Source organism: Xanthomonas sp. 1678, from assembly GCF_031455575.1.
Lineage (GTDB): Bacteria > Pseudomonadota > Gammaproteobacteria > Xanthomonadales > Xanthomonadaceae > Xanthomonas_A.
In genome coordinates, this window is record NZ_JAVDSZ010000012.1 from 67,109 (window position 1) to 80,136 (window position 13,028).

Sequence of the window (13,028 nt, forward strand, 5' to 3'; positions counted from 1 at the left end):
CGGCGATGTCGCCGAAGCGGATCGTTGCGTCAGCGGCTGTCCGCGCGGAACAAAGTTCCTAGCCCACTACCACGATGACATCTTGTAGACTCGCCGGCCGGTAGCGGGCCTTGGGCACGACACTCGACTACAGGCATGGATGGAAGTGCCTGGCTTCGCTGCACCTTTCCTACGTAGACATGGATGACACCGTGGACTTGATTTCTTCCTATTCGCGCTTCTATGCGCTCCCGCTTACCCAACAGATCGTTGCGGCGATCACTTCCGATTTCGCCGCGCTGGATGTCCCCGATCTGGTCCAGGCGCACCTGGGCAACAATCCGCGGTACTTCGGCGGCATCGACAAGACGCTTTCCGGCTTCGTCGTGCTGGACGACGAGGGCGACAACTACACCCTGCTGGACCTGCGGGGTGGCGGCCAGGTGTGGTGGCAGGACCACGAGACCCGGCGGGTGGAGCCGCGCTTCGCCAGCCTGGCCGATTACCGGGCCTTCCGTGCGCGGATGTGGGAAAAAGAGCTGGAGTTGGACGAGCTCGACGATTGGGACGTGGGCGACGACAGGGAGGATGCAGAGGCGGCGCTGTTGCACGAGTACGCCTGGACGCCCTCCCCGCAGGACCTTGCCAGCGCCAACCTGCTCACGCGCTACCAATGGCTGATGAAGGCGCTCTCGCAGCCTGCCTGCGACAACCAGGGCCATCCCTTGCAGGGCCCGGATGCGCTGGGTGCCGAGGCGTTCAATCACTATCTGAGCACCTTCCCCACCAAGGAAGACGAGCAGCGCGAATTCGAGACGGAGCTGCCCGCGATGAGCGGGGACGTGCACCTGGCGATCTACTGGCTGCTGCACACCCGCCTGCTCGGCCAGGACGCGCGGCTTGCGCAGGTGCTGGAGCAGGTTGCCGGGGTGGAGACGCCATTGCTGCGCGCGTTCGTGGATACCTTCGGGGCGATGGCCGACGACGCGGACCTGTCGGTCGTCCCGGATTTCCGCCACCGCCGCGCACGCATGCTGGTGTGGGCGCAGATCGACACCAAGGCGCCGGTTGCGCAGCGGCTGCGCGCGCTCGCGGTATCGCCCAAGTCGGTAGGGGCGATGGTGCTGGACCACATCGACAGCGCGCTGGAACGCGATCCCGATGCGCTGGACCCGGCCACCACCCTGCAGGCGCTGGATCGCATCCCCGACACCGATGCGCCGGCCACATGGGCGCTGCGCGCACGCATGCAACTGCGCCTGGGCCAGGACGCGGGCGCCGCTGCGGACACCGCCACGCAATTGCTCGCCGCCTCGACACCCGCGCATTGGCAGGCCATTGCCATCCTGCACCCGATTCACCAGGCCATCGGCGACGGTCGCGCGCTGCTGGCCGTCGTAAAGCCGCTGTTGGCATGGGACGACCTGATGCTGCGCGTGCTGGACCTGGCCGAGCATGCGCAACGGTTGCTTGCCGAGGAGGAACCGGCGCTCAGCGCCGAGGCGCTGGCCCAGAACCGTCGTCTGGCCGAGGACTTGCTCACCATCTGGGATGCTCCCAGCTTCGCCGAGGGCGTCGCCCAGGCCGCACCGGCCACGCGCGATGCGATGGCGATGCGGCTGGCGCGCCGCCCGGACTTGGCGGACGACGATGACGCGCGGCGATGGGCGATCCGCCATCTGCTCGACAGCACGCTGCCGACACGAATGGCGCTGGTGCAGCGTGCCCTGCCGCAGCTGAGCGGCGCACTGCAGATGTCCCTGTTGCCGGAACTGTGCCGCAGCGTCACCGATGCCGGCGACGCGCTGGCCCCCATGCTGGTCGCGATGATCGGGGAGCAGCCGCCGGCCGGCGATTTTGTTTCCGAATTGGACGCCGATGCCCGGGTCAACGCCGTCCTTGCGGGCCTGCAGGCCTTCTGGGGCGACGCGCGCCTGTTCGAGCCGCTGATGGCCCAGTTGCAGGCCGCGCCGGTGAACAGCGTGCTGACGGATCGGGTCGGCGAGACCATCAAGCGCCTGCTGAAGGCGCTGGACACTTCTCAGCGCCAGCGTCTGTTCCACTGGGCGCTGGCCCGCATACAGGCCCGCGCGACGGCGCTCGCGCCGGGCGGCAGCGACGACTACCCGGCGAAGCGCGTGCTCGAAGCGGTGATGTCGGTGGACATAGCCGCCACCATCCACACCGCGCTGGAAGACGCGTCGGCCGCGATGCAGCGTGGCGAGCACGCGCACAAGGAAGTGCTCGATATGCTGTACGAGGGCCTGGGCGACATGGGCCCTCAGGCACCGGGAAACACCGCCTACCTGTTCTCGCGCCTGTGGGACGAGAAGAGCTTCCCGCGCGGACTGTGTTGGGCATTGCACAAGTGCTGGACGCCGGCATTGCACGACCAGGTCATGGAGCGCCTGCGCGAGCAGCCATCCATCGCCGCGGCGGCCATCTATTGCGCAAGTCACAGCCGGGAAAGCCGCCACAGCGAAACGCTGGACGTCGCCGAGCTGGTGCTGGCCTGGCCGCTACCGGAGGACGCGGCCGAGCGCGGAGTGCACAAATATGTGCTGCTGATGGGCTGCGTTGCGGCCTTGTCGCTGAAGCAGTACGTGCAGGTGCGCACCCTCTATCCGGCCGCGAGCGCCATCGACGCCACCGCCTACACGGTGGGAGCGCACACCACCACCGTGTTCGACCCGTTCGCCGAGAGCGACTTGCAGGTCAGGCTGCGCGGCGCTCTGCGTGGCCAGAAAGAGCAACAAAAGAGCGGGTTGCTGTCACGGCTGCAGTACGCACGCGGCAAAGGCGTGCCCGTCACCGGGCTTAACCTGAAGGCACTTGGTGAGCTGGCCGGGGCCGACGCGGCCTTCCTGTGGTTCAGCCATCCGACGACCGGCGCCACGCTGTTCCAGGACGTGCGAGGGGGCGTGCACTACTTCGACGGCTACGGCCTGGCCACGCCGCCGTTCGAGGTGCACGCGGAGCAGGCGATCGGGCCGGACGTATTCCACGACGCCGTGGATGTTTCCGCGCGACTGACCTTGTGGCGCGGCGAGGCGCTGTACGACTGGACCCGGCTTGGCGCGGCGATCAGCGCGGTACACGGCAAGTCGGGCCTCGGCCAGATGCGCATCGCCATCCGCTGCGCCACGGCGGAGGACGCGGCGCGCCTGCTGGACAGCATTGCCGCTCACCCGCCGCAAGGGTTCGTGGCCAGCGACCCCTGGTACCGGCCCGGCCATGGCGCAATCGCGCGCTCCCTGGTCGATCCGCGCCGGGAGAACCATCACTGGCTGTGCCTACGCTACAACGCATGGTACGACTCCAGCGACACATGCCTGGTGGGTGCACAGGCCATTGCGGCGATGGATGCCCTGGAAGCGGACGCGCGCCGTGTCGGTGGTTACACCTGCGGCATCGCATACTCGGACGTCGACAAGCGACCGCAGGACCTGTCGTTGCTGGAGGGGTTCGAGTACCTGCGCCACCAGCAGGCCGACACGCTTACCCAGGCCGTGTCGCAGACGCTGGAGGGCCTGGCCGGCTATCTAGCCGCCCATGCGCTGCAGCCGGCCGGCGCCGCGCTGGAGGCCCGTTGCGATGGCCCCGCCGCGCAGGCGGACATCGCGGCGCTGGCGCAAGCCCGCGAGCATCCGCTGCCCGAGGCGCTGGTCGCGCTGTGGCAGCAGCATGCCGCGATCGGCTGGCGCTACCCCGGACAGGGCATGCGGCTGCTGTCCCCGGCCGAAGTGCTGGCCGCCACGCCGGTGGCTGCGCGACGGCCGCTGGTGGTCGACGCGCATGGCGCGCCGCAGTGGCTGTTGGGCGATACCGATGAGGTGTCCCGGCAGATCGTGCCGGCCGACATCGATGACGGCGAAGTGCCGAGCGACACTTTGGCCGACGCGGCGCTGCGTCAAGCGCTGGTGGACACCCTGCTGGATGCTCTCACGCGCGACATCGCCGATGCCGATCTGCTCTGGCATGGGCAACGTGGCGATGCGCGGATCGAGCGCCTGCAGCTCGGCAACGCACGCAACCTGACCACCCTGCGTCTGGACCGCGATGCCGCCGTCCTGGCGATCCGCAAGGGTCCCCGAAGCTACAAGGGCGATGTGTCGTTCAAGCATTTCGACACGCTTGCCGCGGCCGAGGCGGCATGGGCCAAGGCCCGCGCCACCGCGGAATCGGCCGGGCAGGTGCCAGAGTTGGCGAGCTGACGCCGTACGGGGCGGGCTACAGTGCTGGACCAGCTCTGCTCCAGGTCCGGTGCTGGTGCGGCACGATTCGCTGCTCAGGTCTTGCAGATTGCTACATGCGCAGTGGCCGGCTAAGGTTCGGATCCGACCTGTAGCGAACCGATCGCATGCCCGCACCCAGCACTCTCGCCGCCTCGCTCACCCTAGGCCTCGCCCTCACCGCCACCGCCCAAGCCGACGAAGGCATGTGGATGCCGTCGCAGTTGCCGGAGCTGGCCAAGCCGCTGCGTGAGGCAGGTTTTCGCGGCGATCCACGCGACCTGGCGGCGGTGACCCAGCCGCCGTTGAGCGCGGTGGTGAAGGTCGGGGGCGGGACCGGAGCGTTCGTGTCCGGCGACGGGCTGTTGCTGACCAATCACCACGTCGCCTACGGGGTGATCCAGTACAACACGTCGGCCAAGGAGAACCTGATCGACCACGGGTTCATCGCCAAGGAGCGTGGCGACGAGCGTGCGGCCAATCCGGATTTCCGGGTGCTGGTGACGGTGGGCTTCGACAAGGTCACCGACGAGGTGCTGGGGCCGGCCAAGGGCAAGACCGGGCGCGCCTATTTCGACGCGGTGGATGCGGCGAGCAAGCGCATCGTGGCCGATTGCGAGCGCGAGGGCGGGGTGCGCTGCAGCGTCGCCAACATGTACTACGGAACCGATTTCTACCGGATCCGGCAGCTGGAGCTGCGCGATGTGCGCCTGGTGTATGCGCCGCCGCGGGCGATCGGCAACTACGGCGACGAGATCGACAACTTCATGTGGCCGCGCCACACCGGCGACTTCACCCTGCTGCGCGCCTACGTCGGCAAGGATGGCAAGCCGGCCGACTACAGTGCCGACAACGTGCCGTACCAGCCGCCGGCGCATCTGCAGATCGCCACGCAGGGGCCGAAGGCCGGGGACTACGCGATGCTGGCCGGCTATCCGGGCATCACCTACCGGCATCGCACGGCGGCGGAGTTCGACGAGCAGGTGAACGCGGCGCTGCCGCAGCGGGTGGCAGTGTTCGACCAGATGATCGCGGTCATCGAGGCGGCGGGCAAGGCCGACACCGAGGCGCGCACGCGCTATGCGTCGCAGCTGCAGTCGCTGAAGAACAATCGCAAGCGCGCGGCCGGCGAGCTGGAAGGCATGCAGCGCAGCGATGCGGTGCGGCTGCGCGGCGAGGACGAGCGCGGCATGCTCGCCGCCACGCATGGCGAAGACGCGCGCGACATCGCGGCCTTGCAGTCGCTGCTGGGCCAGGCATCGGCACTGCGCGAGCGCGATCTGCTGCTGTCCCTGCTGGGCACGCAAACCCAGTTGTTGTCTTCGGCGCTGACGCTGGAGCGGTTGCGGCTGGAGTCGACCGCGCCCGATGCGCAGCGCGAGAGCGGTTACCAGCAGCGCGACCACGGGTTGATCGAGGGCAAGCTGAAACAGGTGCAGCGGCGCTATTCGCCGGCGGTGGAGAAAGCCTTGCTGAGCGCGTTGCTGGGCCGCTACCAGCAGTTGCCCGATGCGCAGCGCGTGCCTGAATTCGATGCGGTGTTCGGGCGCACGCCGGCGCAGCTGCAGCGGGCGCTGGACGCCGCGTACGCCGGTACAAAGCTGGGCGCGGAGGCCGAGCGTTTGTCGCGCTTCGCCGCCGCGCGCGAAGGCAAGCCGGTGGCGGCCGATCCGCTGATGACCCTGGCCGCGGCGCTGGTGCCGGCGCAAAAGCGCCTGGAGGACGAGCGCAAGGCCCGCGATGGCGAGCAGTTGCGCCTGCGTCCGGCCTACATGCGCGCGCTGTTCGCCTGGCGCAAGCAGCAGGGGCGGGCGGTGTATCCGGATGCCAACAGCACCCTGCGCATCAGCTATGGCCGGGTCGAGCCGCTGGCGCCGCGCGATGCGGTGAGTTTCGCACCGGTGACCACGGTGGCCGGCATCGTCGAGAAGAACACCGGGCAGGTGCCGTTCGATGCGCCCAAGCCGTTGCTCGCCGCGATCGCCAAGGGCGATTTCGGCAGCACCGCCGATGCGCAGCTGAAGACCCAGCCGGTGAACTTCCTGACCAACCTGGACACGACCGGCGGCAATTCCGGCTCGCCGGTGCTCAATGCGCGCGGCGAGCTGATCGGATTGAACTTCGACAGCAATTGGGAGGCGGTCAGCGCCAGCTGGTGGTACGACCCGCGCTACAAGCGGGCGATCCACGTGGACATGCGCTACCTGCGCTGGCTGCTGGCCAAGGTGTATCCGGCGCCGCAGCTGCTGCAGGAACTGCACTTGCCGCCGGAGTGAGCTGCGTCCCACTCGCGGGCGCCGGCGTGCTGCATCTGCTGCCCGATCGGTCGCGGGGCGGATGCGCGCGTGCTGCGGCCTGCGCGAGGCGACGCTGCCTTCGCGCAGGCGATCCTAGGCTGTGACGATGCTGCCGATATCTCCGACGCCGTTGCCTCGCGCGTTCTACGCGCGCGACTCTCGCCTGGTCGCGCCGGAGCTGCTGAACAAGCTGCTGGTCGCCGCCGATGGTCGTTGCGGACGTATCGTCGAGGTGGAAGCCTACTGCGGTGCCGAGGATCCGGCGGCGCATTCGTTCCGCGGCATGACCCCGCGCACGCAGGTGATGTTCGGCCCGCCCGGCCATCTGTATGTCTATTTCATCTATGGCATGCACTGGGCGCTCAATGCGGTGTGCGGCGGCGCGCCCGGGCACGCGGTGCTGATCCGTGCGCTGGCGCCGGTCGCGGGGATCGAGGCGATGCAGCTGGCGCGCGGTGCGGCGCGCATCGCCGATCTCACCCGCGGCCCCGGCCGGCTGGCCAAGGCGCTCGGTGCCTCGGGTGCTGACAACGGGTTGGACCTGACCCGGACCAGTTCGCGCCTGTGGCTGGGCGAGGACGGCACACCGCCGCCGGCCGATCCGGTGGCCACGCCGCGCATCGGCATCACTAAGGCCACGGAGGCGATGTGGCGCTGGTATGTGCCGGGCGATCCGAACGTGTCGGGGCCTGCGTTGCCAGGTGCTAAACGCAAGGGTGCTCGCGCGAGCTGACAGGTTGATAGTTGGCGCGTCCATGCATGCAAGCTGCGTGGAATGGCCGGGATCGCCAAGTGTCGGGACTGAAGTCCCTCCCGCAATGCACCCAGCGAGTCGGCTGCGAGCCCTTTGGTAGGAGCGGCTTCAGCGCGACGAGCGAAGCGACGGGTTGCCGTAACCGGAAGGCGTCGGGGCTGAAGTCCCTCCCACAGCGCACCCGGCGAGGTCGGCTGCAAGGCTCTTGTAGGAGCGGCTTCAGCCGCGACAAAAGGCGCGGCGGAGTCACCGCAATCGGAAAGCGTCAGTGCCGAACCCTTCATGCAAAATCGCATGGAAGACCGATGCACGCTCGCCAGGATTGGCGACACCATGACCGCGTCTGGTCACCCGGGAAAGACATTGACCGCCACTTCATCATGCCAAGCGGACCCGGCTGACGCAGCCACGCCAAGCGCGTGCAGTCAGCAACGTGCACAGAGCATGAGCACCCATTTCAGGCGCCGCACACATCGCATTCGCGTGGGCGCAATGTGGCGCACCGGAGGATGCAGGCTCCTCCCACGTTGCGAGATGCCACCATGAAAGTGCTCAATGTCCTCACCCTCGTGCTGCTGATCGTCGGCGGCCTGAACTGGGGCCTGGTCGGCCTGTTCCAGTTCGACCTGGTCGCCGCGCTGTTCGGCGGACAGAACGCAACGCTGTCGCGGATCGTATACACCCTGGTCGGCGTCTCGGCGCTGTGGCAACTGGTGCCGCTGTTCACCAATCAGCACACCCCGGTCCGTCATGGCCAACACGCCCACCATCACTGACGAGCGGCGCGGCGCCGGTGCCGATGCGCGCACCGGCGCCGCGGGGCAGAGACCACGCAACGCTTCCAGTTGCTGGCAGCGCCTGCTCCGGCCGATCCTGCGCCATCATCGTGCCGTTGGCGGCAAGTGCTGAGAAGCGCGAGGCTGGAAAGCAGGATCACAACGGGCTCTCTGGCGGCGGGCCCTCAGAAGGAGCGTGCGTCCATGGATTGTCGCCATGGACGCTAGAACCATTACGCAGACAGCGTGGTGCGTGACACGGAATCCCCCGGCTTCGCCGGCGCGACTTCGTCAGCGTGCCCTTCCAAACGCGGCGTTGGGCGCCGCATCCAGTTGCGCGATCGCATCCGCCACCACCGCGTCGAACGGTGCGTCGACATCTACCGAGATCACGTCCGGCTCCTCCAGCGGCAGCTCCAGCGTGTCGATCTGGCTCTGCAGCAGACCGGGCGGCATGAAGTGGCCGCTGCGCAGTGCCAGGCGCGCGGCGATCACATGCGCGGCGGCGTGCAGGAACACGAACCGCATTGGCACGCCGCTGTCGCGCAGCTGCTGCCGATGCACGCGGCGCAGCCCGGAAAAGGCCAGCACCACGCTGCGGCCGGCGTCGATCGACTGGCGCAGGCGTAGCGCCAGCGCCGCCACCCAGGGCACGCGCTGTGCGTCGGTGAGCGGGACGCCGCGGGCCATCTGCGCCTTGGCCTCGGCGCTGTGGACATCGTCCGCGTCCAGAAACACCAGGCCGTAGTGCGCGGCCAACGCCTGCGCGACGCTGGTCTTGCCGCTGCCGGAAATGCCCATCACCACGATGGCTTCGCTGCGCTGCGGCAAGGAATTATGGGATGTCGCGTCCATCACGAGCGGTTATACCTTGCAGTGGGTTTGGCATGATGCGTGCGCCGGCGTTGGCGATGCGCGCAGCGTGGTGTAGCGTCGGCACGCCACGATCGGCGCAGCGTGCCTTGCGCCGTTCCATCATCGCATGCCCACCCGTACAGGATCGCCGATGCCGACACCGCCGCAACGCGCCGATGCACCGCTGCGCTGGACCGAGAAGGTCGGTTACGGCGTCGGCGACATGGGCTTCAATTTCTACTGGGCCAACATCTCCGCGTTCCTGCTGATCTTCTACACCGACACCATGGGCCTGCCGGCGGCCGCGGTGGGTACGATGATCCTGCTGACCAAGGTGGTCGACGCGGTCACCGATCCGCTGATGGGCGCGATCGCCGACCGCACGCGCTCGCGCTGGGGCAAGTTCCGGCCGTACCTGTTGTTCGCGGCGCTGCCGATGGCCGCCAGCGGCGTGCTGGCCTATACCACGCCGGACCTGGGCCAGGGCGGGCGGCTGGTCTGGGCCTACGTCACCTTCGGGCTGATGATGCTGATGTACACGGTGATCAGCATTCCGTATTCGGCGCTGTCGGGGGTGATCACCGCCGACAGCCAGCAGCGCACCACGCTGATCAGCTTCCGCTTCATCGCCGCTTTCGCCGGTACCACGCTGGTCAACTACGCCACGCTGGACATGGTGCGCTGGTTCGGCAACGGCGACGACGCGCAGGGTTGGCAGCGCACGATGCTGGTCTATGGCATCGCCGCGGCGGCGCTGTTCGCGATCGTGTTCGCGACCACGCGCGAGCGCGTGCAGCCGTTGCCGCAGCCGCGCGCGCCGGTGCTGCAGGACATCGCCGACCTGTTGCGCAATCCGCCGTGGCGGGTGTTGTTCGTGCTGGCGCTGGTGATCATGATCACCATCGTCATGCGCGCCGGCGCCGGCGTGTACTACTTCAAGTACTACATCGGACGCCCGGAGCTGACCGGGTGGTTCCTGGGCAGCTATTCGGTGGCGCTGGCGGTGGGCGCGGCGGCCACGCCGCTGTTGACCCGGCTGTGCGACAAACGCCGGCTGATGATGGGATTGATGGTGCTGGTGGGCGTGCTCAGCTGCGCGATGTTCTTCATCCCGCGCGATGCGATCTGGGCCTTGTTCGGCATCAATCTGTTGATCGGCCTGGCGTTGGGCCCGAAATCGCCGCTGGCGTTCTCAATGTACGCCGACACCGCCGACTACACCGAATGGAAGACCGGACGCCGCGCCACGGCGATGACGTTCTCGGCGGCGACGTTCTCGCAGAAGCTCGGCGGCGCGCTGGCCTCGGCCTGCATCGCGTGGATGCTGGCGGCGATGGGCTACGTGGCCAACCAGGCGCAGAGCGGCGCTTCGCAGCTGGGCATCGTGCTGCTGCTGACCGTCATTCCCGGCGCGGTCGCGCTGTTGGCGGCGTGGACGATGCACTTCTACCCGCTCGACGATGCCAAGCTGCTGCGCATCCAGCAGGAACTGGCCGCGCGCAAGCGCGCCGCAGAAGAGGCGAAGGCATGAGCTCCAGCAACGACGCGTACCGCGAGGCAACCGATCTGCTGGCGCCCAGCGCCGACGGCGAGCGCTACACGCTGTATAGCCCGACCGCACTGCCCAATGCCGGCGGTTTCCTGTGGAACCGGCGGATGATGATCCAGGCCACCTGCCGCGGCTACGCCACCGCGCAGTTCATGCAGCCGGAGCCGGCCAAGTACGCGCATGCGCCGAACCTGGAGGCGCGGACCTTCATGCAGCCGGAGCAGCCGTACTACGCGCACCATCCCGGCCGTTTCTTCTACCTCAAGGACGAAGACAGCGGCGCGGTGTACTCGGTGCCGTACGAGCCGGTGCGGGCGACGCCACAGGCGTTCCGCTTCTCGGTCGGCAAGCGCGACATCGTCTGGTGCGCGCGCTACGCCGACATCGAGGTGGAGCTGCGCCTGCAGTTGCCGGTCGACGACACCGTCGAGCTATGGCAATGCCAGGTGCGCAACCTGGACGGGCGCGCGCGCCGGATCGCGCTGTATGCGTATTTCCCGGTCGGCTACATGTCGTGGATGCACCAGAGCGGCGAGTACCGCGCCGACCTGGGCGGCATCGTCTGCCGCAGCGTCACCCCGTACCAGAAGGTCGAGGACTATTTCCGCAACCGGGACTTCAAGGACTGCACGTTCCTGCTCCACGAGCAGCCGCCCGATGCCTGGGACGCGCGGCAATCGGCGTTCGAAGGCGAGGGCGGCCTGCATGCGCCGACGGCGGTGCTGCAGCCGCGGCTTGGCGGAACCGATGCGCGCTACGAGATGCCGACCGCGGCCTTGCAGTACTGCCTGACGCTGGAGCCGCAGCAGGAACGCACGCTGCGCTTCCTGTTCGGCCCGGCGCGCGACGATGCGGAGATCGGCGCGTTGCGCCAGCGCTATCTGTCCGCCGCCGGTTTTGCCGATGCCGCGGACGCGTACGCAGCCTATCTGGACGAGGCCGCCGGCTGTCTGCACATCGCCACGCCCGATCCGTGCCTGGACAACTTGGTCAACCACTGGCTGCCGCGGCAGGTGTTCTACCACGGCGACGTCAACCGCCTGACCACCGATCCGCAGACCCGCAATTTCCTGCAGGACCACATGGGCATGAGTTTCCTGCGCCCGCGGACCGCGCGCGCGGCATTGCTGCATGCGCTGTCGCAGCAGGAAGCCAGCGGCGCGATGCCGGACGGCATCCTGCTGATCGAAGGCGCGGAACTGAAGTACATCAACCAGGTGCCGCACACCGACCATTGCGTGTGGCTGCCGGTGTTCCTGTCGGCCTACCTGGACGAGACCGGCGATGCGGCGCTGCTGGAGGAGGCCGTGACCGGTGCCGACGGACGCAGCATCAGCGTCGCCGAGCGGCTGGACGCGGCGATGCGCTGGCTGCTCGGGGCGCGCGATGCGCGCGGGCTGAGCTACATCGCGCAAGGCGACTGGTGCGACCCGATGAACATGGTCGGCTACCGCGGCCGCGGCGTGTCCGGCTGGCTGTCGGTGGCCACCGCCTACGCGCTGCAGTTGTGGGCGGACATCTGCGAACGGCATGGCCGCGCGGCGCAGGCGGCCGCGTGCCGCGCCGGCGCGGACGCGGTCAACGCCGCGGTCAATCGCGAGCTGTGGGACGGCGACTGGTACGCGCGCGGCATCACCGACGACGGCGTGCGCTTCGGCATCAAGGACGACGCGGAGGGCCGCATCTACCTCAATCCGCAGAGCTGGGCGCTGCTCGCCGGCACCGCCGACGCGGACCGGCGTGCGCGCCTGCTGCAGGCGGTCGACGCGCAACTGGACACGCCCTACGGGCCGACGATGCTGGCGCCGCCCTACACCGCGATGCGCGAGGACGTGGGCCGGCTGACCCAGAAGCATCCCGGTTCGGCGGAGAACGGCTCGGTCTACAACCACGCCGCGGCGTTCTACCTGCATGCGCTGTACGCGATCGGCGATGCGGATCGCGCCTGGCGCGTGCTGCACGCGATGATCCCCGGGCCGGACCTGGCCGACTATCTGCAGCGCGGCCAGCTGCCGGTGTTCGTGCCCAACTACTACCGCGGTGCCTGGCGCGAACTGCCGCGCACCGCCGGCCGTTCCAGCCAGTTGTTCAACACCGGCACCGCGGCGTGGCTGTACCGCTGCCTGATCGAAGGGTTGTTCGGGCTGAAGGGCGAAGGCGACGCCTTGGGCGTGCGGCCGCAGCTGCCGTCGCACTGGACGCAGGCCACCGTGCAGCGCCGGTTCCGCGGCGCGTCGTTCGAGGTGCGGATGCAGCGTATTGCCGGATGCGTTGCGCAGCGGGTCAGCGTCGATGGGCAGGCGTTGGAGGTGCCGCGGATCGAGGGTATCGAGCCGGGGCGCCGCTATCGGGTCGAGGTGGTGTTGCCGGTCGGGTGAGGCGGTCGCATCTGGAAGTTCCGATCCGGATGGCGATCGTAGGAATGATCGGCCGGTTTTGGTCGCTCAAGGCTGGCGAATGTGGAGCTGCCGGTTGGCTGCAGTCGGGACTGAAGTCCCTCCCACAAAAGCGGGCACGCCTTGGGCGTCCGCCATCGGCGCGGCGCCATTGCGCTGGTCGCGGCTGAAGCCGCTCCTACAGGGCAGC

7 protein-coding genes are annotated in these 13,028 nt (G+C 68.5%); 6 read left to right on the forward strand and 1 reads right to left on the reverse strand.

Annotated features, from left to right (window positions below; genetic code table 11):
* Nucleotides 1–110 precede the first annotated feature (110 nt).
* From J2Y70_RS18595 to J2Y70_RS18610, 4 genes are all read left to right on the forward strand, one after another.
* On the forward strand, nt 111–4,193 hold the full coding sequence (locus tag J2Y70_RS18595; protein ID WP_309920895.1) for a hypothetical protein: 4,083 nt from the start codon (nt 111–113) through the stop codon (nt 4,191–4,193).
* 146 nt (nt 4,194–4,339) lie between these two features.
* Nucleotides 4,340–6,487 (forward strand): S46 family peptidase, encoded by a 2,148-nt coding sequence (locus J2Y70_RS18600; protein WP_309920898.1) that lies wholly within the window; start codon nt 4,340–4,342, stop codon nt 6,485–6,487.
* A 127-nt stretch (nt 6,488–6,614) separates the two neighbouring features.
* Nucleotides 6,615–7,241: a DNA-3-methyladenine glycosylase gene (locus tag J2Y70_RS18605; RefSeq protein WP_309921099.1), complete on the forward strand. Its 627-nt coding sequence runs from the start codon at nt 6,615–6,617 to the stop codon at nt 7,239–7,241.
* 563 nt (nt 7,242–7,804) lie between these two features.
* Nucleotides 7,805–8,038, forward strand: coding sequence for a DUF378 domain-containing protein (locus J2Y70_RS18610; protein WP_309920901.1), 234 nt, complete (start codon nt 7,805–7,807; stop codon nt 8,036–8,038).
* A gap of 291 nt (nt 8,039–8,329) precedes the next feature.
* Here the strand turns inward: J2Y70_RS18610 and J2Y70_RS18615 are convergent, their stop codons facing one another.
* A complete protein-coding gene (locus tag J2Y70_RS18615; protein ID WP_309920903.1) occupies nt 8,330–8,893 on the reverse strand; it encodes a gluconokinase in 564 nt (187 codons plus the stop codon).
* A gap of 151 nt (nt 8,894–9,044) precedes the next feature.
* Between J2Y70_RS18615 and J2Y70_RS18620 the strand changes: the two genes are divergently transcribed.
* Entirely contained in the window at nt 9,045–10,424 is a 1,380-nt protein-coding gene (locus J2Y70_RS18620; protein ID WP_309920906.1) for an MFS transporter, read from the forward strand.
* The gene (locus tag J2Y70_RS18625) at nt 10,421–12,820 is read left to right on the forward strand and encodes an NdvB protein (RefSeq protein WP_309920910.1); all 2,400 of its coding nucleotides are present in this window, start codon (nt 10,421–10,423) and stop codon (nt 12,818–12,820) included. The genes J2Y70_RS18620 and J2Y70_RS18625 overlap by 4 nt, the downstream gene beginning before the upstream one ends.
* The last annotated feature ends 208 nt before the right edge of the window (nt 12,821–13,028 follow it).